The sequence below is a fragment of the Stutzerimonas sp. VN223-3 genome, assembly GCF_045999685.1.
Classification (GTDB): domain Bacteria; phylum Pseudomonadota; class Gammaproteobacteria; order Pseudomonadales; family Pseudomonadaceae; genus Stutzerimonas; species Stutzerimonas stutzeri_AR.
This window is the reverse complement of record NZ_RBEC01000002.1, coordinates 446,379-471,237: the sequence shown is the minus strand read 5'-3', so window position 1 is coordinate 471,237 and position 24,859 is coordinate 446,379. Positions and strand designations below refer to the sequence as shown.

The following is a 24,859-nucleotide window of genomic DNA, read 5'->3' as shown; positions in this document are numbered from 1 at the left end:
TCAGCCATGGGCAATCCTCCGTTGCAGCAGATTGATCGCCAGCAGCAGAACGAAGGACACCAGCAGCATCAGCACGCCGATGGCCGTGGCGCCGTGGTAGTCGTACTGGTCGAGCTTGACCATGATCAGCAGCGGCAGGATCTCGGTCTTCATCGGCATGTTGCCGGCGATGAAGATCACCGAGCCGTATTCACCGACGCCACGGGCAAAGGCCAGGGAAAACCCCGTCAGCCAGGCCGGCAGCAGCGCCGGCAACAGCACGTGACGGGCGATCTGCAGCGGCTTGGCGCCCAGGCACGCAGCGGCTTCCTCGACTTCACGCGGAATGTCGGCAAGCACCGGCTGCAGCGTGCGAACCACGAAGGGCAGGGTGACGAAGGTCAGCGCCAGGGTGATGCCGATCGGGGTGTAGGCGATCTTGAAACCCAGTTCGGCGGCCAGCCGGCCGATCATCCCGTTCGGCGCATAAAGCGCGGTAAGGGCGATGCCGGCCACGGCGGTGGGCAGTGCGAAGGGCAGGTCGATCATCGCCTCGATGATCTTGCGGCCGGGGAAGCGATAACGCACCAGCACCCAGGCCAGCAGCGAGCCGATCACGCCATTGATCAGGGCGGCGATAAAGGCGGTCGTGAAGCTCAGCTTCAACGCGGCGACCACGCGCGGCGCGGTGATGATCGCCCAGAACTCGGCCCAGGTAAGCTGCGCCGCATGGACGAACATGGCACCCAGGGGTATCAGCACTAACAGGCTGAGGTACACCAGGGTGTAACCCAGCGTCAGCCCAAAGCCGGGTATGACGGGGGATGTTTGACGGGACATGAATCGGCCTTGTCTATTCGAACAATGTGTCGGCTGAAGCGTCACGAGCGCAGCTCAGGCAAGGCGAAGGCCGGCGAGGACCGGTCTTCAACGCAGTAGGAGCAAGCGCAGTCGCTTCATTCGGTCTGATAGATCTGGTCGAAGAGGCCGCCATCGTTGAAGAACTTCGGCTGCGCGGTCTTCCAGCCGTCGAAGTCGTCATCGATGGTCACCAGCTTCAGCGCGGGGAACTGCTCGGCGAATTCGGCCGCGATCGCCTGGTTGCGTGGGCGATAGAAGTGCTTGGCGGCGATGCGCTGGCCCTCGTCGCTGTAGAGGTAGTTCAGGTAGGCCTCGGCGACTTCACGGGTGCCCTTGCGCTCGACGTTCTTGTCGACCACCGCAACCGGTGGCTCGGCAAGGATCGACAGCGACGGCGCGACGATTTCCAACTGGTCGCCGCCTTGCTCCTTGAGCGCCAGGAAGGCCTCGTTCTCCCAAGCCAGCAGCACATCGCCGATGCCGTTGTTGACGAAGGTGATGGTCGCGCCGCGCGCGCCGGTATCAAGCACCGGAACCTGTTTGTAGAGCTGCGTCACGTACTCCTTGGCTTTTTCCTCGCTGCCGTATTCCTGCCGGGCCCAAGCCCAGGCGGCGAGGAAGTTCCAGCGCGCGCCGCCGGATGTTTTCGGATTTGGGGTGATCACTTCGACGCCGGGCTCGATCAGGTCGGCCCAGTCCTGGATGCCCTTCGGGTTGCCCTTGCGCACCAGGAACACGATGGTCGAGGTATAGGGCGTACTGGCATCCGGCAGGCGGCTCTGCCAGTCGGCGGGGATCAGCTTGCCGATCCGGTGCAACTCGTCGATGTCGCCGGCCAGCGCCAGTGTCACCACATCGGCACGCAGGCCGTCGATGACCGCGCGGGCCTGCTTGCCCGAGCCACCGTGCGATTGCTGGACGCGCAGCGGCTCGTGGCCCTGCGCCTGCCACTGCTTGTTGAAGGCGGCGTTGAAATCGACATAGAGCTCGCGGGTCGGGTCGTAGGACACGTTGAGCAGTTCGCTGGCGGCGGCCGCTGGGCCAGCGATGACAGTACTGGCCAGAACGGCCAGTGCGAATTTTCCGATAGACATGATTGCTCCTTCTCGCATCCGTGCGGACGCGTTGACGTAACGAGGTGGCTGGCGTGTGGCTGAGGTGCGTCAGGAACGCATTCGGCAACGACAGCGGTGCGTCGGAAGGATGTTCGGGGTCGGCGTGTACATGCTTTGGCTTTCCTGGCTTGGCTCATGTCACGCCCTCCGGTGGTCCGGTCGGGGGTGGGGGTTGGGTCAGGCCTGCTTGCCGGATGGCTGCAGGCGTAGTTTTTCCTTTCTCTCGATCTGCACGGCTTGACCGTTGTGTACGGTAATTTCAACCGAGCCGAACATCAGGCCGGTCAGTGCGCGCTGGATTTCGCGCAGAATGCCGGCTTCGTCCTGATCTTCTGTGTTGCGAAGGCGCGTGTTCATTGTTTTTCTCCGTGTCTCCCTGCTGGTCGAAGGTCCGGTGCGTGAGGAGGCGTAGAGCGGATACTAGGCAAGACGCGATATTCTTAAAAATATCGTTTAAGAACATTTATATATCTTTAAAGAATAAAAAAGTGGCTATAGCCTTCGTATTAGCTATTCATCAGTCTCTCCCTAATTAGAGAGTGGCGCGGGGCGTTCGGTACACTCCAAGCCTCGCCCGCAGTTCAACGAGCCGCTGAATGAACGATTCCGCTGTATCCCAAGCGCCGCTATCCCTTCCGCCAGTTCTCGCCGGTCCCTTGCTGCGCCGGCTGGAGGCGGACCGGCTGGTGCTGTGGCTGGTCGGCAGCGAGCCGCTGAAGTTACGCCTGGAACTGCACCCTGACGGCGAGCCGCCGCGCCTGCTGAGTCTGGATGACGATGCTTGCCGTTATCTGCGTATCGGGACCGAGGCGTGGCTGCATCTGATCGATGTACGCCTCGACGCACCGCTGCCCTGCGACCAACTGATCGAATACGACCTGCTGATCATCCGCGGGGGTTTAGAGCAGCGCGTGGCCGAGTGGGCGCCACAGCTGATTTACGACGGTGCCCGTCGGCCAGCGTTCGTTGTCCGCTCGCGGTACGACGATCTGCTGCATGGCTCCTGCCGCAAACCGCACCACCCGGCGGCAGACGGGCTGGCGGCGGCCGACGCCCTGCTGGGCGAGGCGCGCCAGACCCCCGAGCGCTGGCCGGCGGCGTTGCTGATGACCGGCGATCAGGTCTATGTCGACGACGTGGCAGGGCCGACGCTGGTGGCGATTCATGCGCTGATCCGCCGCCTCGGGCTGTACAGCGAGTGCCTGGAGGGCGCGGTGGTGGCTGACAGCGACGAGCTGATGGCCCACCCGGCGACCTACTATCGGCGTGAACAATTGCTGCCAGCGTTCAAGTCCAACGAGGCGTTGCGCGAGCGTTTCTTCGGCGGCGTCGAGAAGCCTGTTTTCACCACCTCCAGTGCGCACAATCATCTGGTTTCGCTGGCCGAAGTGCTGGCCATGTACCTGTTGGTCTGGTCGCCGGAGCCCTGGAAGCTGATCGAAATACCTACACCCGAACTCGACGAGGAACTGGCCGAGCGGTACGCCCGCGAAGCGCGCTGCCTGGAAGCATTTCAAGTCGGGCTGCCGAAGGTCGCGCGGGTGCTGGCGCATTTGCCATCGCTGATGATTTTCGACGATCACGACATCACCGACGACTGGAATCTCAGCGCCCGCTGGGAGCAAACCGCATACGGCCATCCCTTTTCCCGGCGAATCATTGGCAACGCGCTGCTCGGCTATCTCCTGTGCCAGGCCTGGGGCAACGAGCCCGAGGCTTACGGCACAGCGCTGCAAGCGGTCGAATATCTGCTGACGACTGGAGAGGATGGACGACTCGATTGCAGCTTGCACAACGAGGTGATCGATGAGCTGCTGCGGCGTGGCGACTGGGGCTACGTGCTGCCCAGCGAGCCGGCGCTGGTGGTGCTCGACACTCGTACCAGACGCTGGCGCAACGAGCGCAACCTCAGCCGCCCCTCGGGCCTGATGGATTGGGAAGCGCTGACTGACTTCCAGCAGCATCTGCTCGACCACCGCTCGGTTATTATCGTCTCGCCAGCGCCGATGTTCGGCGTGAAGCTGATCGAGACCGTGCAGCGGGTGTTCAGCTGGGCGGGGCAGTCGCTGCTGGTCGATGCCGAGAACTGGATGGCCCACCGGGGCGCTGCCCAGGTCATGCTCAACATTTTTCGCCATACCCGCACGCCGGGTAACTATGTGATCCTTTCCGGCGACGTGCATTACTCCTTCGCCTACGAGGTGCATATTCGCGGCCGGGATGAGGGGCCTCGGCTGTGGCAAATCACCAGCAGCGGCGTGAAGAACGAATTTCCGCGCCGCCTGCTGGATATCTTCGACCGGCTCAACCGCTGGCTTTATTCGCCGCGCTCACCGCTGAACTGGTTCACCAAGCGCCGGCGTGTGCGGGTCCAGCCGTGGCTGCCGAGTCGTAGCCGATCCGGTGAGCGATTGTGGAACGGGGCGGGTATCGGGCGGGTTCGACTCGATGCCGAAGGTCGCCCGGCGCGCGTCGAGCAGGTCAACTCCGATGGCTCGCCTCCGGTGAGCTTTGGCCCCGAGCGTGATTAGCTGCGGATCGCCTGAAGCGCGGCTCGGTGGCTTCCGGAATCAGGCGAACGCCGTGCGCAACTCCGGCAGCGTGGCGTAGTAATAGGCGGGCGACTCGGCCATCAATTCGGCGTGACTGCCGAAGCCATAGCCCACCGCGGCGGCCTGCAGACCGTTTTCCCTGGCGCCGATCAGGTCATGCTTGCGGTCACCGATCATGAGCGTGTGGCCTGCCTCCAGCTTCTCTTCTTTCAGCAGATGAGCGATCAGCTCGACCTTGTTGGTGCGGGTGCCGTCCAGCTCGCTGCCGTAGATGACCTTGAAGTGATGATCGAAAGCGAAATGCCGAGCGATCTCGCGAGCGAATACCGAAGGCTTGGAAGTCGCCACGTAGAGCGTACGGCCCTGTCCGCGCAGGTGTTCGAGCATGTTCAGCACGCCGTCGAACAGCAGATTCTCGTAAAGGCCGGTGGCCTTGAAGCGCTCACGGTAATGCCCCACCGCTTCCCACGCCCGCGCCTCGTCGAAGCCATAGAACTGCATGAAAGCCTGTAACAAAGGCGGGCCAATGAAGGGCTCAAGCTTGCTCAGGTCCGGTTCGTCGATATCGAGCCTGGCCAGCGCGTACTGGATCGAACGGGTAATGCCCTCGCGAGGGTCGGTGAGGGTGCCGTCGAGGTCGAAGAGGATCGTGGAATGGTGCATGGTGAGGCCAGCGGCTGGGTGGTTGTCGATTGTCCCGTACCAATCGGCGTCAGGGCAAACGGCGACCGGCGAGCGGTTCGCGAGCAAGCTCGCTCCTACAAGAGCGCGATACCACACCGAACCTGTAGGAGCGAGCTTGCTCGCGAAGCTTTTAGCTCCTTGCGTCTACCGAAGCTCCAACGCCCGCTTGGCTTTTCCCCCTGATCCGGTGGTGGTGCAGCGGTGATTTCAGACGCCTTCCGCCAGATGCTGATCCTTCAACTTCACATAATTCCCGGCGGTATAGCTGAAAAAGCTGCGCTCCTTGTCGGTCAGCGGGCGCGCCTGCTTGGCAGGACTGCCGACATAGAGAAAGCCGCTTTGCAGCGTCTTGCCCGGCGGTACCAGACTGCCTGCGCCGATGATCACCTCGTCTTCCACCACGGCGCCGTCCATCACGATCGAGCCCATGCCCACCAGGATGCGGCTGCCCAGCGTACAGCCGTGCAGGGTCACCTTGTGCCCGACGGTGACTTCGTCGCCGATGGTCAGTGGGAAGCCGTCCGGGTTGAACGGACCAGCGTGGGTGATATGCAGCACACTGCCGTCCTGGATGCTGCTGCGTGCGCCGATACGAATGCGGTGCATATCGCCGCGGATCACGGTCAGCGGCCAGACGGAGCTGTCTTCGCCGATCTCGATATCGCCGATGAGCACGGCGCTGGGATCGACAAAGACACGCTCGCCGAGCTTCGGAGTAAGTCCCTGGTGGCTTCTGATGTTCATGCTTGTCTCCTGATGGGCCGGTAAGCGTGGAAGCTTCCGGCGAAAAGATTCATTGATCGCGTCAACTGGCACGGCTATCCGCGCCCTGAACGCCGGGGCGGAAGAACTCGCCAGGCGTCGCCCCGAATTGCTCGCGGAACGCGGCGATGAAGGCCGACAGAGACTCATAACCGCAGCCCAGCGCCACGTCGGTCACCCGCTCGCCGCGCTCCAGCGCTGGCAACGCGCTGAGCAGACGCATGCGCTGACGCCAAGCCCGGAAGGTCAGTCCGGTTTCGCGCAGGAACAGCCGGCTCAGGGTGCGCTCGGACACGCCCAGGGTCTGGCTCCAGTCGGCCAGGCCCTCCTGTGAATCGGGCCGTGCTTGCAGGCTCTTGCACAGTCGGTGCAGACGCGGTTCGGCCGGCAGCGGCAGTACCAATTCGACTTCCGGCGCGCTGTCCAGTTGGTCCAGCAATACCTGCACCAGTCGTCCATCTGCGCCCTCTTCGGCGTAAGCTTCGGGCAGAGTGCTGAAGTGGCGGATCAGTTCGCGCAGCAGCGGGCTGACCTGCAGGACCCGGCAATGCTCGGACGCATCGCCTGCCACGCTACGATCGATGTACAGGCTGCGAATGCAGGTATCCGGCGCGCAGAACACTTGATGGGTAATTCCAGCGGGAATCCACACTGCCCGCAGTGGCGGCGCGATGAATCGACCCCTGTCGGTGCGCACCTCGAGCACGCCTTCCACCGCATGAGACAGCTGCACCCAAGGGTGACTGTGACGGTAGCCGAGCTTGAGGTTGGGCGGCGAATCCAGTTGGCCGTATACCGGTCGTGGCAGCTGCTTGAGCTCGCCGAGGCGGGTGATCAATGCGATGTTTTGTCCGGTTGGCGACATTTAGTGCCTGCTTGGCGTTAGCCGGAAGATAGCGCCCACGTTAAGGTCGATCCTCGTTGCCCGCAAGACCAAGGATTCAGAGATGTCCAAGCTCCGCATATTGTTCGACAACTTCACCCTCGCCCTGCTCGCGGTCATGGCGATCGCTACGGTGTTCCCGTGCGAAGGCCGGGGCGCGGTGTTCTTCGAGTGGCTGACCACGCTGGCGATCGCGCTGCTTTTCTTCATGCACGGCGCCAAGCTGTCCCGCGAGGCGATCCTGGCGGGCGCCGGCCACTGGCGTCTGCATCTGCTGGTGTTTGCCTGCACCTTCGTCATGTTCCCGCTGCTGGGGCTGGCGCTCAAGCCGGTGCTGACTCCGTTGGTGGGCGATGAGCTGTATCTGGGCATGCTTTATCTCTGCGCGTTGCCGGCCACGGTGCAGTCGGCCATCGCCTTCACCTCGCTGGCGCGTGGCAACATTCCGGCAGCGATCTGCAGTGCGGCCGCCTCCAGCCTGATCGGTATCTTCCTTACGCCGCTGCTGGTGTTGCTGCTGATGGGTGTCGAGGGCGAGGCCGGCTCGACGCTGGATTCCATCGGCAAGATCGTCATGCAGTTGCTGGTGCCTTTCGTCGCCGGGCAGATCGCGAGGCGCTGGATCGGGGCCTGGGTGGCGCGCAACAAGGGCTGGCTGAAAACCGTCGATCAGGGCTCGATTCTGCTGGTGATCTATGTCGCATTCAGCGGTGCGGTGGTCGAAGGGCTCTGGCAGCTGGTGCCGCTTACTCACTTGCTCGGCCTGCTGCTGGCGTGCTGCCTGTTGCTGGCGATCGTGCTGTGGCTGACGCAGTTTCTCGCCAAACGGCTGGGCTTCGATCTGGAAGACCGCATCACCATCATCTTCGCCGGCTCGAAGAAAAGCCTCGCCACCGGCGTACCGATGGCCCAGGTGCTGTTTGCCAGTAGCGCGGTGGGCATGATCATTCTGCCGCTGATGATCTTCCATCAGATTCAGCTGATGGTCTGCGCGGTGCTCGCCCAGCGTTATGCGCGACGCCCCGAATTGCCCGAGCAGGCGGCTGTCCAATAGCGGTACGGATGCCCGCAAACTGCGCCGTTTCGTCGTGCATAGAGCCGCTCTATCGCCTCGTTTCCAGGCTGCGCGGTCGGGCATTTGTCTTTAACATGCGTCGGTAATCATTTATTCAGAAGGGGCAACGCCGTGACCGATACCAATCCGCTGCTTCAGGATTTCGACCTGCCGCCCTATTCCGAGATTCGCCCGGAGCATGTCGAGCCGGCGGTGGACACCATCCTCGGCGACAACCGCGTCGCCTTGCAGGAATTGCTCAGCCGCCCGGCCGAAAGCCTCGACTGGTCCAGTCTGGTGATCGGCCTGGACGAGATGAACGAGCGCCTCAGCCGCGCCTGGGGCCCGGTCAGCCACCTCAATGCCGTACGCAACAATCCCGAGCTGCGCGCCGCCTACGAGGCGTGTCTGCCGAAACTGTCGGCGTACGCCACCGAACTCGGGCAGAACGCCGACCTGTTCGCTGCCTACCAAGCGTTGTCGCTGAGCCCAGAAGCCGACGGCTTCGATGTGGCGCAGAACACCATCATCGAGCACGCACTGCGCGACTTCCGCCTGTCCGGTATCGATCTGCCGCCAGCCGAGCAGCAGCGTTTCGGCGCGATCCGCATGAAGCTCGCCGAGCTGGGCAGCAAGTTTTCCAATCAACTGCTCGATGCGACGCAGGCGTGGACCAAGCACGTCACTGACGAAAGCCTGCTGGCCGGCATCACCGATTCGGCCAAGGCTCAGATGGCTGAAGCCGCCAAGGCTAAGAACCTAGACGGCTGGCTGATCAGCCTGGAATTCCCCAGCTACTACGCAGTGATGACCTACGCCGACAGCCGCGAGCTGCGTGAAGAGGTTTATGTCGCTTACTCCACCCGCGCCTCCGATCAGGGCCCGAATGCCGGCCAGTTCGACAACGGCCCGGTAATGGAACAAATCCTCGACCTGCGCCAGGAGCTGGCCAAGCTGCTGGGCTTCGGCAATTACGCCGAGCTGTCGCTGGCTACCAAAATGGCCGAAAGCACCGATCAGGTGCTGGGCTTCCTGCGCGATCTGGGCAAGCGCAGCAAGCCGTTCGCCGAACGCGATCTCAAGGAACTGCGCGCCTTCGCCGCCGAACAGGGCGTTACGGACCTGCAGAGCTGGGACGTCAATTACTTCGGCGAGAAGCTGCGCCAGGCGCGCTACAGCCTGAGCCAGGAAGAGCTGCGCGCTTATTTTCCGGTGGACAAGGTGCTGTCCGGCCTGTTCGCCATCGTCAAGCGGCTGTACGGCATCGAAATCCACGAGCTGGAAGAGTTCGACAGCTGGCATCCGGACGTTCGCCTGTTCGAGATTCGCGAGAAGGGCGAGCACGTCGGGCGGTTCTTCTTCGACCTTTACGCCCGCTCCAACAAACGCGGTGGCGCCTGGATGGACGGTGCCCGCGACAAACGCCGTACTTGCCTTGGCACGCTGCAGACGCCGGTCGCCAACCTGGTCTGCAATTTCACCCCGCCGGTGGGCGAACGTCCGGCGCTGCTGACCCACGATGAAGTCACCACGCTGTTCCATGAGTTCGGCCATGGCCTGCATCACCTGCTGACCCAGGTCGAGCATGCCGGCGCGTCGGGCATCAACGGCGTGGCCTGGGACGCGGTCGAGTTGCCGAGCCAGTTCATGGAGAACTGGTGCTGGGAGCCGGAAGGCCTGGCGCTGATCTCCGGTCACTACCAGACTGGCGAGCGCCTGCCACAGGACAAGCTGGATCAGATGCTGGCGGCGAAGAACTTCCAGTCTGGCCTGATGATGGTGCGCCAGCTGGAATTCTCGTTGTTCGACTTCGAGCTCCACGCCACCCATGGCGACGGCCGCAGCGTGCTGGAAGTGCTAGAAAGCATCCGCGACGAGGTCTCGGTAATGCGTCCGCCAGCCAGCAACCGCTTCCCCAACAGCTTCGCGCACATCTTCTCCGGTGGTTACGCGGCTGGTTACTACAGCTACAAGTGGGCCGAGGTGCTGTCCTCCGACGCCTTCTCGCGTTTCGAGGAAGAAGGCGTGTTTAACGCCGAAACCGGTCGCGCCTTCCGCGAGGCAATTCTTGCCCGTGGCGGCTCACAGGAGCCGATGGTGTTGTTCGTCGATTTCCGAGGCCGCGAGCCGTCTACCGACGCGCTGCTACGCCACCTCGGTTTGACCGAGGAAGTGGCATGAGCGGCGATGCGAAGGTAACGACAACCAAGCGCTTCATCGCCGGCGCCGTGTGCCCGGCGTGCAGCGCCAGCGACAGCATCAAAATGTGGGACGTCGACGGCGTTCCTCATCGCGAGTGCGTCGAGTGCGGCTACGCCGACACTCTCAACGCCCAGGGCCAGTCTGTGCCATCGGAGCTGGGCACGCGGGTCAATCAGGCCAAGCCGAAAGCGCCCGACCCGCAGGTGCAGGCCGTGCAGTTCTTCCCTAATCCGAAGCTGAAGAAAAAACCCGACTGATCGATTGGAGGCGCGCCATGTGGCATCTCACCTGTGGCGACCTCGCCGCTGACAGCGTCCGGCAACTGCTGGACGAGGGCGACGAGATTCGTGTCCTACGCGATGACCTCGCCGTCGGGCCGCTTGCCGATATCGAATCTCCACCTTGCTCAGAGCGCGTGGCGTTCTGGGAAGGCGTCTGGCCTGTCGGATTGGAGCCTCGCCCAGATATCTCCGGGATTGTCGACGATGCCGAGTGGCTGGCGAGACTAAGCAGCCAGTCACGTTCGGTGAGCGTCTGGCACGGCGACAGTGCCTCCGAACAGCTGATGCTGGCCCGCGTGGCGGCGGCTCTGGAAGGCTCCTCGCTGCCCTTCTATGAAGTTGTTTGTGGCACCGGTGACAGCCGGGTCGGCAAGCGAATGGCGGTATCCATGCACCCGCTGGACGATCTTGCAGCGTTGAACCAGCCACGTGCTGTCGAGCCAGTCAGGATCGCCGGCCTCGCCAGCCAGTGGCGCGCCGCCATGACGGAAAACGCAGCGATACGGCGCTGGATCGATGGGCGTTTCGTCGGCGAAGATCATCAGCGAATCGACCGAGAACTGACTGACGCCTGCAGCCACGCCGAGATGCCCTTGGCCCGTGCCATGGCCGAAGTCATGGGCCATTGCGATGGGTTCTTTCCCACCGATCTATTTCTCTACTGGCGCGCACGTGAACTGGCGCAGCGCGGCGTTATCCAGCTGACCGGTGATCGTGGAGACGGCTACGCCACGGTGCAGGTGCGTCGGCTCTGATCTGACACCGCGATCCTGGCAGCTGTTGCGATGGGTATCGCTTCGGCCGAAGCCAACCTACGGCACGCACGGCGACGGGCGGGCATGGCGGGTTGGCGATGAATCGCTCGGGTCTGATACTGTATCTATATACAGCTATTGGAGTCTCCCATGTTGCCGCCGAAAAGCACGCCGCGCGGCCGCGGCACCGCGATCAATCCTGACAATCGTTTCGCCCCTACCCGCAGCGAGGCGTATGACGACGGCTGGGAGCAGGACGTACCGCCGACCCGCGCCACCGAGGTGCGTTTCGAGACAGCGAAGAGCGTGCTCACCCGCAACCAGTCGCCGGACGTTGGTTTCGATCGTTCGGTAAATCCCTATCGTGGTTGCGAACACGGCTGCATCTACTGCTTCGCGCGGCCCAGCCATGCGTATTGGGATATGTCGCCGGGGATCGATTTCGAGACCCGCCTGATCGCCAAGACCAACCTTGCCGAGCGCCTGGAGCAGGAGCTGAGCAAGCCCGGCTACGTGCCGCAGCCCATTGCGCTAGGAGTCAACACCGATGCCTATCAACCGCTGGAGCGCGAGCAGCGACTGACACGCCAGGCGCTGGAGATCCTGCTGCGCTTCAAGCACCCGGTGCACATCATCACCAAGGGCTCGCTGGTGTTGCGCGATCTTGATCTGCTGGTGCCGCTGGCCGAACAGCGGCTGGTCAGTGTCTCGGTCAGCCTGACCACCCTGGACGACGAGCTCAAACGCGTCATGGAGCCACGCGCGGCGTCGCCCTCGGCGCGGCTGCGGGTATTGCGCACCCTGCACGAAGCGGGCGTGCCGGTCAGCGTGATGTGCGCGCCGATGATTCCGATGATCAACGACATGGAGCTGGAGCGCATGCTCGAAGCCGCACGGGAAGCCGGCGCGCGCTCGGCCGGCTATGTGCTGCTGCGGCTGCCCCATGAAGTCGCAACGCTGTTCGATGAGTGGCTGCAAGAGCACTTCCCGCAGCGTGCCGCCCATGTCATGAGCCTGGTGCGGCAATCGCGTGGCGGTAAGGACTACGACAGCCGCTTCGGCAGTCGCATGCGCGGCGAAGGGCAGTTCGCGCAGCTGCTCGCCCAGCGCTTCCAGCTAGCCTGCAAGCGGCTGGGCTACAACCGCCGCGACCAAAACTACGGCCTTGACTGCAGCCGTTTCGCCCCGCCGGGACAGCAGATGAATCTGCTTTGAGCTGCCGCGGCGAATGGGTGGGACCCCCGCACGTCCATCGCGCCCGCCTGCCAGGCATTCGTAGGGTGGGCCGGGCGGCGCTCCGCTTCAGTCCAGCGAAACTTGGCGCCGGGCCTGTCAATGCGCCAGAGCAGAGCGTCTCCAGGCTCATGCCGGAGGGTATCGCCTCTCGGTAGCGAAACATCTTCGGTGGGCTAAAGCCCACCCTACGGGACTGAGCGTCGGTCGGCCCGCATGGCCCTCGCGCCCGTCGGCAAGCGGGCCCACGCAGGAACTATCCCCGGCGGCCGCCGCACCAATCCCTGTATTCCCGCACCGGAGGTATCGTGGACTGGATCGATTTTCTGCAATGGCCGGCAATGGTGGTCACGGTTCTGGCGGCGTGGCTGATCGGCTCGCTGAAACCGGGCCGTCGCACGGTGGGCTTCTGGTGCTTTCTGCTGAGCAACCTGCTTTGGGTGATTTGGGGTTGGCACGCTCAAGCATGGGCGCTGATCACGCTGCAGGTGTGTCTGGCACTGATGAATATTCGCGGTGTGAAGAAGAACGATCACCCCGCAGAAGCCGAAGCCAGTGCCTGAACCCGATGGAGAATCTGACGAAATTGCCAGTCCGGGATCGCTGTCTATACTCCGTTCGTAAGCGTACCGATTGAATCCGACTGTCCATGCAAAGCGAAGCCTGGCAACCAGGAATTGGGGGGAGCCAGATCGGAGCCTGATCAGGTCGTTGAACCGAGCGTGTTGCTCGTTCGCGACCGGACCGAAGCAGTCGGCGGGATAACAAGAACCATAAGGGGAACCCGCAATGTCGCGACATCCACGAGTCTGGATGGGGATTGGGCTGTGGTCGCTATTCAATCAGGCCCAGGCGGCCTGGGACGTGAATATGCGCTCCGGTGCCACAGAAGTCAGTCGCTCCGTTTTCGATCTGCACATGACCATCTTCTGGATCTGTGTGATCATCGGCGTTCTGGTGTTCGCGGTGATGTTCTGGTCGATGTTCGCTCATCGCCGCTCCAAGCGGCTGGAGTCGGCGCACTTCCACGAGAACACCAAGGTCGAGGTGCTCTGGACCATCATTCCGCTGCTGATCCTTGTCGGCATGGCAGTGCCAGCGACCCGTACGCTGATCCACATCTACGACGCGTCCGAATCGGACGTCGATATCCAGGTCACCGGCTATCAGTGGAAGTGGCACTACAAATACCTGGGCGAGGATGTCGAGTTCTTCAGCAACCTCACCACGCCGCGCGACCAGATCAACAACCTTGCGCCCAAGGGCGAGCACTACCTGCTTGAGGTAGATCAACCGCTGGTGATTCCGGTCGGCGCCAAGGTGCGCTTCCTGATCACCTCGGCGGACGTCATTCATTCCTGGTGGGTGCCAGACCTGGCAGTGAAAAAGGACGCGATCCCCGGCTTCATCAACGAATCCTGGACCCGCATCGACGAGCCCGGCATCTACCGCGGCCAGTGCACCGAACTGTGCGGAAAGGACCACGGCTTCATGCCGGTGGTCGTGGATGTGAAGTCGCAGGAAGACTACGCCGCCTGGTTGGGCGAGAAGAAGGCCGAGGCGGCCAAACTCGCCGAGCTGACCAGCAAGGAATGGACGCTCGAAGAGCTGGTCGCCCGCGGCGAGACGGTTTACCAGACCAACTGCGCGTCCTGCCACCAGCCGACCGGTGAAGGCCTGCCACCGATGTTCCCGGCGCTCAAAGGCTCTCCCATCGCCACTGGCGAAGTGGAAGACCACATCAGCATCGTCGTTAAAGGTTCGCCGGGTACTTCGATGCCAGCTTTCGGGCCGCAGCTGTCGGAGGTCGATCTCGCTGCGGTGGTGACCTACGAACGCAACGCGTGGGGCAACGACAAGGGCGACATGGTCACGCCGAAAGACGTGCTCGTCTTCAAACAGGCCGAAGAAGCCACCCAGTAAGAGGATCAGGCGATGAGTGCAGTGATCGACGATCATGGTCATGTCGGGCATGACCATCACCACGGCCCAGCCAAGGGCCTCATGCGCTGGGTGCTGACCACCAACCACAAGGACATCGGCTCGATGTACCTGTGGTTCAGCTTCTGCGCCTTCTTGCTGGGCGGTTCGATGGCCATGGTCATCCGCGCCGAGCTGTTCCAGCCAGGCCTGCAAATTGTGCAGCCGGAATTCTTCAACCAGATGACGACCATGCACGGGCTGATCATGGTCTTCGGCGCGGTGATGCCCGCGTTCGTCGGCCTGGCCAACTGGATGATTCCGCTGATGATCGGCGCGCCGGACATGGCCTTGCCGCGGATGAACAACTTCAGCTTCTGGCTGTTGCCCGCAGCCTTTGGTCTGCTGGTTTCGACTCTCTTCATGGAGGGCGGCGGGCCGAATTTCGGCTGGACCTTCTATGCACCGCTATCGACCACGTATGCGCCTGAGTCGGTGACCTTTTTCATCTTCGCCATCCACCTGATGGGCATCAGCTCGATCATGGGCGCGATCAACGTGGTCGCCACCATCCTCAACCTGCGCGCGCCAGGCATGACGTTGATGAAGATGCCGCTGTTCGTCTGGACCTGGCTGATCACCGCCTTCCTGCTGATCGCAGTGATGCCGGTGCTGGCTGGGGTGGTAACCATGATGCTGATGGACATCCACTTCGGCACCAGTTTCTTCAGTGCGGCGGGCGGTGGCGACCCGGTGCTGTTCCAGCATGTGTTCTGGTTCTTCGGCCATCCCGAGGTGTACATCATGATCCTGCCGGCGTTCGGTGCGGTCAGCTCGATTATCCCGGCATTCAGCCGCAAGCCGCTGTTCGGCTACACCTCGATGGTTTACGCCACCGGCGCTATCGCCTTCCTCTCGTTCATCGTCTGGTCGCACCACATGTTCACCGTCGGCATCCCGCTGACCGGCGAGCTGTTCTTCATGTACGCGACCATGCTGATTGCAGTGCCGACCGGAGTGAAGGTGTTCAACTGGGTCTCGACCATGTGGCGTGGCTCGTTGACCTTCGAGACGCCGATGCTGTTCGCCGTGGCCTTCGTCATCCTGTTCAGCATCGGCGGCTTCTCCGGGTTGATGCTGGCCATCGCCCCGGCGGACTTCCAGTACCACGACACCTATTTCGTGGTGGCGCACTTCCATTATGTGCTGGTGCCCGGTGCGATCTTCGGCATCTTCGCCTCGGCCTACTATTGGCTGCCCAAGTGGACCGGGCACATGTACGACGAGACGTTGGCCAAGCTGCATTTCTGGATGAGTTTCATCGGCATGAACCTGGCGTTCTTCCCGATGCACTTCGTCGGGCTGGCCGGCATGCCGCGACGGATCCCCGACTACAACATGATGTTCGCCAACTTCAACATGGTCTCGAGCATCGGCGCCTTCATGTTCGGTACCACTCAGCTCTTGTTCTTGTTCATCGTCATCAAGTGCATCCGCGGCGGCCCGGCTGCTGCGGCCAAACCCTGGGACGGTGCCGAGGGACTGGAGTGGAGCGTGCCATCGCCCGCGCCCTACCATACCTTCAGCGTGCCGCCGAGCGTGGAGGAACTGCACGAGCACCGCACGGGGCCGAAACATGAGTAGCGTTAGGGCCGTTGAAGGCTGTAGGCCGGAAGCTGGACGAACGGTGGCTTCAATGACGTGCGCTGCGGCTGCTCGGGAGTTGGCTGCTGGCTACGGTGGTGGGCTGCAGCCCACCCTACAGAAGATTCATACTTCGAGCCGAGTAGGGTGGGCTTCAGCCCACCAGTGCAAGAGTGCCAAGCCGAAGCCCGTTTTGCTCGGTAAACGGCCCAATGCGAGGACGATGCGATGAGCGATTCCCTGCCCACCGCCCGCTTGGTGCGCCGTCTGCTGCTCATCGTCGTAGCAATGTTCGCTTTCGGCTTCGCTCTGGTGCCGATCTACGACGTGATGTGCAAGGCATTCGGCATTAACGGCAAGACTGCTGGCGCCTACGAGGGTACGCAGACGGTGGACGAGGCTCGCCAGGTGCGGGTGCAGTTCCTTGCCACCAATGCCGCGGGAATGGTCTGGGAATTCAAGCCCGTGGCCGATCAGATCAGCGTGAACCCCGGTTCCAGCCGGGAAATGCGCTTCGTTGCCTACAACCCCACCGACAAGCCGATGACGGCGCAGGCGGTGCCCAGTGTGTCGCCATCCAAGGCGGCTGCTTTTTTTCACAAAACCGAGTGCTTCTGCTTTACCCAGCAAGTGCTGCAACCCGGTGAACGCATCGAGATGCCGGTGCGCTTCATCGTCGATCGTGATCTGCCCGCCGACGTGCGTCACCTGACGCTCGCCTACACCCTGTTCGACATCACGTCTCGCCAACCCCCTGTCGCCGTCGTTGATCAGGCGTCCGCGGTGGCGGCGAAGGAGAGTCTGCAATGAGCCAACAGACCACCACGCACGAGAATTACTACGTTCCAGCCCAGAGCAAATGGCCGATCATCGCCACGATCGCGCTATTGGTCACTGTTTATGGCCTCGGCAGCTGGTTCAACGACCTCAAGGCCGAGCGCGCAGAATCCAATGGCCCGCTGATCTTCTTCATCGGCGCGTTGCTGATCGCCTACATGATGTTCGGCTGGTTCGGCTCGGTAGTGCGCGAGGGCCGTGCCGGGCTCTACAGCGCGCAGATGGATCGCTCGTTCCGCTGGGGCATGAGCTGGTTCATCTTCTCTGAGGTGATGTTCTTTCTTGCCTTTTTCGGCGTTCTTTTCTACGTCCGCTATTGGGCGGGTCCCTGGCTCGGTGGCGGTGGCGACAAAGGCGTCAGCAACATGCTCTGGCCCAATTTCGAATACACCTGGCCGCTGCTGAACAACCCGGATCCCCAGCTCTATCCAGCGCCTGAAGGCACCATCAGTCCTTGGGGATTGCCGTTGATCAACACCCTCTTGCTGGTCAGCTCCAGCTTTACCGTGACCTGGGCGCATCACGCACTGCGCAAGGGAAATCGCAAGCACCTCAAGCTGGGGCTGGGTTTGACCGTGCTCCTCGGCGCCTCGTTTCTAGCCCTGCAAGTTGAGGAATACGTGCACGCTTATACCGAACTCGGGCTGACGCTTGGCTCGGGCATCTACGGCGCAACCTTCTTCATGCTCACTGGCTTTCACGGCGCTCACGTGACGATGGGCGCAATTATTCTGACGGTAATGCTGGTACGCAGCTTTCGCGGCCACTTTACGCCTGAGCAGCACTTCGGTTTCGAGGCCGCGGCGTGGTACTGGCATTTTGTCGACGTGGTGTGGATCGGCCTGTTCATCTTCGTTTATGTGCTGTAGCACCGGGATCAGGGCTGGCGGCTATTCGCGCAGAGCGCCGACGGTCGCAACAGTGGTCAGGGTTCGTACGATGGGAAGAAACCCATCATGGTGTTTTGCCGATATGTCTTAACCGAACCCCGGCCGCAACTGGCCGGTATAGAAACCCCAGGCGATCAGCGCAATCGTCAGGGCCGAGAGCGAGACGCGAACGAATAGTGCAGTGACCATGCGAGACGAACGACCTTCGTCCTTGACCAGAAAGAACAAACCACTGAACAGACTGACCAGCGTGGCTACTAATAACAGAACAATCGCCGCCTTGAGCATGAGCGGGTCCGCCGTGACAGGTGAACTGGGGGAAGTGGGGGTGCAGTATAGCCAGCCGGATCGATACGCCGCAGGGCATGGCATGAACGGCTTCAAACCCGGTCTGGTGCCAACGTTGGTGGTGCTGACCTTGCTACCGGTGCTGGTCTGGCTGGGCTTTTGGCAGCTGGAGCGCGGGGAGCAGAAGCGCGACATGCTGGCGCGCCAGGAGGCTCGCCAACAGGCCGCGCCCGTGGGGCCCGAGCAGATCGAACAGCTTGCCGATCCCGCCTACAGTCGAATCCATTTGCAGGGCAGCTTCGATTCCGAGCACAGCTTTCTGCTGGACAGCCGCACGCGCGACGGACAGGTCGGTGTCGAGCTATTGCAACCCTTTCAGGATCAGCCCAGCGGTCGCTGGGTCTTGGTGAATCGTGGCTGGATACCTTGGCCGGATCGGCGAATCCCACCGAAATTCGACACGCCGGATCGCCCGCTGAAGCTGGCTGCCTGGACCTACGCACCCAGCGGAAAGCCCTTCATTCTCAATAGCCGAATGGCGGAGGGTTGGCCACGGTTGATCAATCACGTCGATGTCGAGGCGCTTTGGCAGTTGCTCGGCCGCGACGGTGTCGCCTACGAGTTACGGCTGGAGCCGGGCCCGACGGCCTACCGCGCCGACTGGCCGATCACCAGTATGCGTCCGCAGCAGCATCTGGGTTACGCCGTGCAGTGGTTTGCGCTGGCGGCAGCGTTGCTGGCGTTGTTCATTTACTTCGGCGTGCATCAGGCACGGGGGGGCAAGCAGTGAATGCGATGAATCCGACGATCTATCCTGCCCAACGGCGTCGCGGGCGGCTTCAGCTGCTGCTGATCCTGGCCGTGGTGATCGGCCCCATGCTGCTGGCCTCGGCGATGTACCGTTTCAATTTCTGGGTGCCGGAAACCCGAACCTACGATGGCGCTCTGGTCGCAACCGGCCAGGGCCGCGATGCGCTCGGCGTGACCGTGCCGGCAGCGGCCGAAGCGCGCTGGGAGCTGCTGGTTACGGCGCCGGAAGGCTGCGCCGAAGATTGCCAGCAACTCGTCTATCTGGCGCGGCAGATCAACATCGGCCTGGCGCGTGAAGCCGGACGCGCCAGTCATGCGCTCGCCAGCGGGCAGGCGCTGACCGCAGATTACGATCAGCGTCTTCAGCGTGAATATCCGCAACTGCAGCGCTATTCCCTGGACCCAGCAGTATATGGCCGTCACCCCGAGGCACCCCGCGGCGCGCAGCTGTGGATCGTCGATCCGCACGGCAATCTGGTCCTGCGCTACGACGCGAAAGCCAACGGCAAGGCCATCCTCGACGACCTGAAGCACTTGTTGAAAATCTCCCAAATCGGCTGAACCAAGGCACTAGGCCGCCTCGCTGTAGTCCCAACCAGGCTGCCCAAGGAGAACAAGATGGCAAAACCCGGATACCGTCTCGCTCTCGCCGCCACGCTTTTGGCCGTTGTGGTGGTCCTGCTCGGTGCCTATACGCGGCTGACCCATGCCGGGCTCGGCTGCCCTGATTGGCCCGGCTGCTATGGCTTCCTTAGCGTGCCAATGAGCGAGCACAAACAGAGCCTCGCCGCGCTGCGTTTTCCCGAAGCGCCGTTGGAGGTGCATAAGGGCTGGAACGAGATGGTGCACCGTTACTTCGCAGGAGCGCTGGGACTGGTGATTCTCGGGCTTGCCGTACAAGCGGTGCGGCGGCGCGCGCAGCCGGGCCAGCCGTTAAAGCTCCCCCTGTTGCTACTGGCGGTCGTAATCGCCCAGGCCGCGTTCGGTATGTGGACGGTCACCCTGCAACTCTGGCCACAAGTGGTTACTGCACATCTGCTTGGCGGCTTCACCACTTTGAGCTTGCTGTTTCTGCTGAGCCTGCGGTTGTCGGGCATGCGCATCGACGTGCCCGTGATGCCGGCCAGGCTGCGCGCGCTGGCCGCCGGTGCGCTGTTGTTGGTGATCGGTCAGATCACCCTTGGCGGCTGGGTCAGCAGCAACTATGCGGCGGTCGCGTGCACTGATTTCCCTACATGCCACGGCGAATGGTGGCCGCAGATGGATTTCGCTAATGCCTTCAATCTGGCCCAGCATGACATCGGCCCGAACTACCTTGGCGGCATGCTTTACGGCGAGGCGCGCACCGCTATCCATGTCACCCACCGTCTTGGCGCGTTGAGCGTGGCGTTGGTGCTGCTGGCACTCGCCTGGCAGCTCTGGCGCCACGGCCTGGGGCGTCTGGCCGGGCTGTTGTTGGGGGCGCTGGTGCTGCAAGTCGGGCTGGGTATCAGCAACGTACTGCTCAATCTGCCACTGGCAGTGGCCGTCGCCCACAACGCCGGTGGCGCGCTGCTGCTGCTGGTCTGCGTGTTGGTCAACCATCGCCTCTACGTGGCGCACCGGCCTCATGCCATGGCTCAGCCGCACGCGACGCCACGAACCCATTCGAACACCACGGGCGGGCTCGACCTGCCCCGCGCTTGACCAGAAGGAGAATCCCCATGGCGACTCTACTCAGCGAACGCGGCGCCCAGGCAAGCTGGCGCGATTATCTCGAGCTGACCAAGCCGAAAGTGGTGCTGCTGATGCTCATCACCTCACTGGTGGGCATGTTCCTCGCCACCCGCGCCGGCGTGCCCTGGACTGTGCTGCTATTCGGCAATCTCGGGATCGCGCTCTGTGCTGGTGGTGCGGCGGCAGTCAACCATGTGGTGGACCGCCGCATCGATTCGGTCATGGCGCGGACCCACAAACGACCGCTGGCCGAAGGGCGAGTCTCGCCTGCTGCCGCGCTGCTGTTCGCGCTATTTCTCAGCGTGGCTGGCATGGGCTTGTTACTCGCCTTCACGAACGCACTTGCGGCCTGGCTGACGTTGGCTTCGCTGATCGGCTATGCGGTGATCTACACCGGTTTTCTCAAACGCGCCACGCCGCAGAACATCGTCATCGGCGGGTTGGCCGGCGCTGCGCCGCCGCTGCTCGGCTGGGTCGCGGTGACCGGCCAGATTACTGCCGAGCCGCTGCTGCTGGTGCTGATCATCTTCGCCTGGACGCCGCCGCACTTCTGGGCTCTGGCGATCCACCGCAAGGCCGAATACGCCAAGGTCAACGTGCCCATGCTGCCGGTGACCCACGGCGAGCACTACACCAAGGTGCACATCCTGCTCTATACCGCCGTGCTGCTGGCCGTGAGCTTCATGCCGTTCGCCATTCACATGAGCGGCCCGCTCTATCTGGCAGCGGCCGTTCTGTTGGGTGCACGCTTCCTGTTCTGGGCTGTCGTGCTTTACCGCGACAGCCGGCCTTATGCGGCCATCAAGACCTTCAAATTCAGCATCTGGTATCTCTTCGCGCTGTTCATCGCGCTGCTGGTTGATCATTATCTGCTGCTGAACATCTAGCCAGCCGCCAAGGACCTTCATGACACGCATCCAGAAAACCGTATTCATTCTCGTAGCGTTGGTTGCGCTGGTCATCGGCCTGACGGTTTACAAGGTGCTCAATACCGAGCAACAGCTCGATACTGCCGAGCTGCTGGATGCAGGCATCGTCATGCTGCCGCAGGGGCGTGATGTGCCAGACCTGACGCTGACCAACCAGGACGGCGAATCGGTATCGATGGAGCAGCTCGAAGGGCGCTGGAACCTCCTGTTCTTCGGCTATACGTTCTGCCCGGACATCTGCCCCGCAACCCTCGCGGAACTGCGGCAGCTGCGCAGCAAACTGCCCGAAGAAGCGAAACAGCGAATGCAGCCGATCCTGGTCAGCGTCGATCCCGAGCGTGACACCCCGGAACAGTTGAAAAAGTATCTGGACTATTTCGGCGCCAACTTTATCGGTCTGACCGGCCCGCTGGATGACATCCAGACCTTGGCCAACGCCGTCGGTGTCCCGTTCATCCCGGCCGATACCTCGAAGGAAAACTACACCGTCGATCACGGCGGCAACCTTGCACTCATCGGCCCCGATGGTCGCCTACGCGGCTTTATCCGCGCCCCGCTGCGCCCCGAGAAACTTGCCGAGCAATTGCCCGTAGTGCTCGCGCAGAAGTAACGGCGCGGCGATCCTCACCTGCACGGCTCGTCCTATCGGCTTAAACGAAAAGGCCCGCATATCGCGGGTCTTTTCGTGGCGGGGCTGACGGCTGTTGCCGCCAGCTGTCTGCAAAGACTTAGAACGCCGGTACGACCGCGCCCTTGTACTTCTCTTTGATGAACTGCTTCACTGCGTCGCTGTGCAGCGCCTTTACCAGCTTCTGCATGGCGGCGCTGTCCTTGTTGTCTGGACGGGCGACGAGGATGTTCACGTAGGGCGAGTCGCTGCCTTCGATGATCAGGGCATCTTCGGTGGGGTTGAGTTTGGCTTCCAACGCGTAGTTGGTATTGATCAGCGCCAGGTCGACCTGGGTCAGGACGCGCGGCAGGGTCGCGGCTTCCAGTTCGCGGATCTTGATGTTCTTCGGGTTTTCGGCGATATCCCTCGGCGTGGCGGTGATGCCGGCGCCTTCTTTCAGGGTGATCACGCCGGCTTTCTGCAGCAGCAGCAGGGCGCGACCGCCATTGGTGGCGTCGTTGGGGATGACCACGGTGGCGCCATTTGGTAGCTCGTCCAGTGACTTCAGCTTGCTGGAATAGGCACCGAAGGGCTCGATATGTACGCCGACGACGCTGACCAGCTCGGTACCCTTGCCCTTGTTGAATTCGTCCAGGTACGGCTGGTGCTGAAAGAAGTTGGCGTCCAGACGCTCCTCGGAAACCTGGATGTTCGGCTGCACGTAGTCGGTGAAGACTTTTACGTTCAGCTCCACGCCTTGCTCGGCAAGTTGCGGTTTGACGAATTCGAGAATTTCCGCGTGCGGGACGGCGGTGGCGGCGACGTTCAGTTCGTCAGCGGCCTGGGCGGAAAAGGCCGCAACAGCGGCGAAGGCGGCAAGCAGTTTTTTCATGGAAGGCTCCTTGGGGTCGACGACACACGCCGAACATCTGTTGTTAGAAACGTAGCGAGCGATGGCTAGGCAAGGCGAAATAAGCTGAAAAAGCGGAGTTTACGTATGTAAATGAGCATTTTTCAGCTTATTTCAACGCTGCATAGCGGAGCGCAGTAGTTTCTTGCCGGTTAGGCAGTTATTTGCGGGAAAAATGCGTCACCAGCTTGTCTCCGACGCTCTGCAGCACCTGCACCAGCACCAACAGCAGGATTACGGTGACCACCATGACGTCGGTCTGGAAGCGCTGGTAGCCGAAGCGGATTGCCAGGTCGCCGAGCCCGCCGGCGCCCACCACACCAGCCATGGCGGTGTAGGACACCAGGGTGATTGCCGTAACGGTAATGGCGGCGATGATTCCCGGACGCGCTTCAGGTAGCAGCGCGCTGAAGATGATCTGCCGAGTCGTGGCGCCCATCGCCTGAGTCGCCTCGATGATGCCGCGGTCCACTTCGCGCAATGCGGTTTCCACCAGGCGCGCAAAGAACGGTGCAGCGCCCACCACCAGCGGCGGAATCGCCCCGGCAACGCCCAGCGAAGTACCGGTGATCAGCACCGTGAAAGGAATCATCACGATCAACAGGATGATGAACGGCAGCGATCGCAGCACGTTCACCACGAACGAGAGGAAGGCGTACAGCGGGCGGTTTTCGAACAGCTGGCGCGGGCCGCTAAGGAATAGCAGCACGCCCAGCGGCAGGCCGAGAACAATGGTGAACAGCAGCGAGCCGCCGAGCATCAGCAGCGTGTCCAGCGTTGCCAGCCAGATCTCGTACCAGTCAACGTTTGTCAGCAAGGCTTCCATCAGCGCACCACCTCCACGTGAACGTCAGCAGCATCCAGACGGGCCAGCGCGGCTGCCATGTCGCCGCCGACCAAGGCCAGGGTCAGTTGGCCATAGGGCGTGTCCTTGATGCGGTCGATGCGCCCCGAGAGGATGCTGAAGTCGACCCCGGTTTCCCGCGCGACGGTGCCTAGCAGCGGCTTGTAGGTGGCTTCGCCCTGGAAGGTCAGGCGCAGGATGCGGCCGGGAACGTGGGCGAAATCGTCACGCTGTTCGCCCTCGTCGACGGCTTCGTCCTCAAGCACGAAGCGCTGTGTAGTGGGATGTTTGGGATGCAGGAACACTTCGGTGACCAGCCCCTGCTCGACGATCTCTCCGCCATCCATCACGGCGACGCGGTCGCAGACGCGACGAATCACGTCCATCTCGTGAGTGATGAGCACAATGGTCAACTTCAGCTCGCGGTTAATTTCCGCCAACAGCTGCAGCACCGAGGCGGTGGTCTGCGGGTCGAGGGCGCTGGTGGCCTCGTCGCAGAGCAGGATGTCCGGCTCGGTAGCCAGCGCGCGGGCAATGCCGACGCGCTGCTTCTGACCGCCGGAAAGTTGCGCTGGATACTTGCGCGCCTGGTCTTTCAGGCCGACGCGCTCAAGCAGGGCAGCGACGCGGTCGTCGATCTCGCTGCGCGAATGGTTGCCCGCCAGACGCAGCGGCATGGCGACGTTGTCGGAGACGGTCTTGGACATCAACAGGTTGAAGTGCTGAAAGATCATTCCCACCCGCTGGCGGAAGCGGCGCAGGCCATTGGCATCCAGCGCGGTGACATCTTCGCCATTGACCAGAATGCGTCCGCCGGACGGTTCTTCCAGGCGATTGATCAGGCGCAGCAAGGTGCTCTTGCCCGCGCCGGAATGGCCGATCAGGCCGAACACCTCACCGGCGCTGATGGTCAGCTCGGTCGGCTTGAGCGCAGGCACTTCACGACCAGCGCCGCGGCCGCTGGCGACCCGATAGGTTTTGTGGACTTGCTGAAATTCGATCACGGGCGAACCTTGTGGGTGGGCCGGGATGGTCGGCGAAAGGCGTGCATTCTACGCGTTTGCAACCGGACGGCGTAGCGAGGCTGCAGTCATTGAGAC

The 24,859-nt window shown here is 62.4% G+C and carries 26 protein-coding genes; 16 read left to right on the top strand and 10 right to left on the bottom strand.

Going from position 1 to position 24,859, the window contains the following annotated elements; genetic code table 11:
• The 3 genes from cysT to oscA form a co-directional block, all read right to left on the bottom strand.
• Positions 1-819: a sulfate ABC transporter permease subunit CysT gene (gene cysT, locus D7241_RS11050; protein ID WP_408101565.1), complete on the bottom strand. Its 819-nt coding sequence runs from the start codon at positions 817-819 to the stop codon at positions 1-3.
• 116 nt (positions 820-935) lie between these two features.
• Positions 936-1,934: a sulfate ABC transporter substrate-binding protein gene (locus D7241_RS11045; RefSeq protein WP_408101564.1), complete on the bottom strand. Its 999-nt coding sequence runs from the start codon at positions 1,932-1,934 to the stop codon at positions 936-938.
• A 198-nt stretch (positions 1,935-2,132) separates the two neighbouring features.
• A complete protein-coding gene (gene oscA / locus D7241_RS11040; protein WP_255979435.1) occupies positions 2,133-2,312 on the bottom strand; it encodes a sulfur starvation response protein OscA in 180 nt (59 codons plus the stop codon).
• 239 nt (positions 2,313-2,551) lie between these two features.
• On the opposite strand from oscA, the gene D7241_RS11035 reads away from it, so the two are divergent.
• Positions 2,552-4,486 carry an alkaline phosphatase D family protein gene (locus D7241_RS11035; RefSeq protein WP_408101563.1) on the top strand — a complete coding sequence of 645 codons (1,935 nt, stop codon included), beginning with the start codon at positions 2,552-2,554 and terminating at the stop codon, positions 4,484-4,486.
• A gap of 39 nt (positions 4,487-4,525) precedes the next feature.
• Here the strand turns inward: D7241_RS11035 and D7241_RS11030 are convergent, their stop codons facing one another.
• The 3 genes from D7241_RS11030 to D7241_RS11020 form a co-directional block, all read right to left on the bottom strand.
• Positions 4,526-5,170, bottom strand: a complete 645-nt coding sequence (locus D7241_RS11030) for an HAD family hydrolase (RefSeq protein ID WP_408102319.1) — start codon at positions 5,168-5,170, stop codon at positions 4,526-4,528.
• 228 nt (positions 5,171-5,398) lie between these two features.
• Positions 5,399-5,935, bottom strand: a complete 537-nt coding sequence (locus D7241_RS11025; RefSeq protein ID WP_408101562.1) for a gamma carbonic anhydrase family protein — start codon at positions 5,933-5,935, stop codon at positions 5,399-5,401.
• A gap of 61 nt (positions 5,936-5,996) precedes the next feature.
• Positions 5,997-6,818, bottom strand: a complete 822-nt coding sequence (locus D7241_RS11020) for a helix-turn-helix transcriptional regulator (RefSeq protein WP_255979447.1) — start codon at positions 6,816-6,818, stop codon at positions 5,997-5,999.
• A gap of 82 nt (positions 6,819-6,900) precedes the next feature.
• On the opposite strand from D7241_RS11020, the gene D7241_RS11015 reads away from it, so the two are divergent.
• The 10 genes from D7241_RS11015 (at position 6,901) to D7241_RS10970 (ending at position 17,631) form a co-directional block, all read left to right on the top strand.
• Complete coding sequence (locus D7241_RS11015) at positions 6,901-7,890, top strand: bile acid:sodium symporter family protein (RefSeq protein WP_408101561.1); 990 nt, start codon at positions 6,901-6,903, stop codon at positions 7,888-7,890.
• A 132-nt stretch (positions 7,891-8,022) separates the two neighbouring features.
• Positions 8,023-10,071: an oligopeptidase A gene (gene prlC, locus D7241_RS11010; RefSeq protein ID WP_408101560.1), complete on the top strand. Its 2,049-nt coding sequence runs from the start codon at positions 8,023-8,025 to the stop codon at positions 10,069-10,071.
• On the top strand, positions 10,068-10,349 hold the full coding sequence (locus tag D7241_RS11005) for a YheV family putative zinc ribbon protein (RefSeq protein WP_408101559.1): 282 nt from the start codon (positions 10,068-10,070) through the stop codon (positions 10,347-10,349). Before prlC ends, D7241_RS11005 begins: the two co-directional genes overlap by 4 nt.
• 17 nt (positions 10,350-10,366) lie before the next feature.
• Complete coding sequence (locus tag D7241_RS11000) at positions 10,367-11,128, top strand: DUF3658 domain-containing protein (protein WP_408101558.1); 762 nt, start codon at positions 10,367-10,369, stop codon at positions 11,126-11,128.
• 150 nt (positions 11,129-11,278) lie between these two features.
• A complete protein-coding gene (locus D7241_RS10995; protein ID WP_408101557.1) occupies positions 11,279-12,343 on the top strand; it encodes a PA0069 family radical SAM protein in 1,065 nt (354 codons plus the stop codon).
• 359 nt (positions 12,344-12,702) lie between these two features.
• Positions 12,703-12,924, top strand: a complete 222-nt coding sequence (locus tag D7241_RS10990) for a hypothetical protein (protein WP_408102318.1) — start codon at positions 12,703-12,705, stop codon at positions 12,922-12,924.
• 226 nt (positions 12,925-13,150) lie between these two features.
• Positions 13,151-14,284 carry a cytochrome c oxidase subunit II gene (gene coxB / locus D7241_RS10985; RefSeq protein ID WP_408101556.1) on the top strand — a complete coding sequence of 378 codons (1,134 nt, stop codon included), beginning with the start codon at positions 13,151-13,153 and terminating at the stop codon, positions 14,282-14,284.
• 12 nt (positions 14,285-14,296) lie between these two features.
• Positions 14,297-15,925: a cytochrome c oxidase subunit I gene (gene ctaD, locus D7241_RS10980; RefSeq protein WP_408101555.1), complete on the top strand. Its 1,629-nt coding sequence runs from the start codon at positions 14,297-14,299 to the stop codon at positions 15,923-15,925.
• A 228-nt stretch (positions 15,926-16,153) separates the two neighbouring features.
• Positions 16,154-16,735 (top strand): cytochrome c oxidase assembly protein, encoded by a 582-nt coding sequence (locus tag D7241_RS10975; protein WP_408101554.1) that lies wholly within the window; start codon positions 16,154-16,156, stop codon positions 16,733-16,735.
• The gene (locus D7241_RS10970) at positions 16,732-17,631 is read left to right on the top strand and encodes a cytochrome c oxidase subunit 3 (protein WP_408101553.1); all 900 of its coding nucleotides are present in this window, start codon (positions 16,732-16,734) and stop codon (positions 17,629-17,631) included. Before D7241_RS10975 ends, D7241_RS10970 begins: the two co-directional genes overlap by 4 nt.
• A 108-nt stretch (positions 17,632-17,739) precedes the next feature.
• Here D7241_RS10970 and D7241_RS10965 read toward each other — a convergent pair whose 3' ends face one another.
• The gene (locus tag D7241_RS10965; RefSeq protein ID WP_408101552.1) at positions 17,740-17,940 is read right to left on the bottom strand and encodes a twin transmembrane helix small protein; all 201 of its coding nucleotides are present in this window, start codon (positions 17,938-17,940) and stop codon (positions 17,740-17,742) included.
• An 82-nt stretch (positions 17,941-18,022) separates the two neighbouring features.
• Here D7241_RS10965 and D7241_RS10960 point away from each other — a divergent pair, with 82 nt between their 5' ends.
• From D7241_RS10960 to D7241_RS10940, 5 genes are read left to right on the top strand one after another with little or no spacing between them, the layout of a single operon-like run.
• The gene (locus D7241_RS10960) at positions 18,023-18,730 is read left to right on the top strand and encodes an SURF1 family protein (RefSeq protein WP_408102317.1); all 708 of its coding nucleotides are present in this window, start codon (positions 18,023-18,025) and stop codon (positions 18,728-18,730) included.
• 5 nt (positions 18,731-18,735) lie between these two features.
• Positions 18,736-19,311 (top strand): hypothetical protein, encoded by a 576-nt coding sequence (locus D7241_RS10955; protein ID WP_408101551.1) that lies wholly within the window; start codon positions 18,736-18,738, stop codon positions 19,309-19,311.
• Positions 19,312-19,368: 57 nt separating this feature from the next.
• The gene (locus D7241_RS10950) at positions 19,369-20,436 is read left to right on the top strand and encodes a COX15/CtaA family protein (RefSeq protein ID WP_408101550.1); all 1,068 of its coding nucleotides are present in this window, start codon (positions 19,369-19,371) and stop codon (positions 20,434-20,436) included.
• Between the two features lie 17 nt (positions 20,437-20,453).
• Positions 20,454-21,353: a heme o synthase gene (gene cyoE, locus D7241_RS10945; protein ID WP_408101549.1), complete on the top strand. Its 900-nt coding sequence runs from the start codon at positions 20,454-20,456 to the stop codon at positions 21,351-21,353.
• Positions 21,354-21,372: 19 nt separating this feature from the next.
• Positions 21,373-22,005 carry an SCO family protein gene (locus D7241_RS10940; protein WP_408101548.1) on the top strand — a complete coding sequence of 211 codons (633 nt, stop codon included), beginning with the start codon at positions 21,373-21,375 and terminating at the stop codon, positions 22,003-22,005.
• Between the two features lie 118 nt (positions 22,006-22,123).
• Here the strand turns inward: D7241_RS10940 and D7241_RS10935 are convergent, their stop codons facing one another.
• The 3 genes from D7241_RS10935 to D7241_RS10925 form a co-directional block, all read right to left on the bottom strand.
• Complete coding sequence (locus D7241_RS10935; protein WP_408101547.1) at positions 22,124-22,897, bottom strand: MetQ/NlpA family ABC transporter substrate-binding protein; 774 nt, start codon at positions 22,895-22,897, stop codon at positions 22,124-22,126.
• 178 nt (positions 22,898-23,075) lie between these two features.
• Entirely contained in the window at positions 23,076-23,741 is a 666-nt protein-coding gene (locus D7241_RS10930; RefSeq protein ID WP_255979482.1) for a methionine ABC transporter permease, read from the bottom strand.
• A complete protein-coding gene (locus D7241_RS10925) occupies positions 23,741-24,763 on the bottom strand; it encodes a methionine ABC transporter ATP-binding protein (protein WP_408101546.1) in 1,023 nt (340 codons plus the stop codon). The genes D7241_RS10930 and D7241_RS10925 overlap by 1 nt, the downstream gene beginning before the upstream one ends.
• Positions 24,764-24,859: the final 96 nt, after the last annotated feature.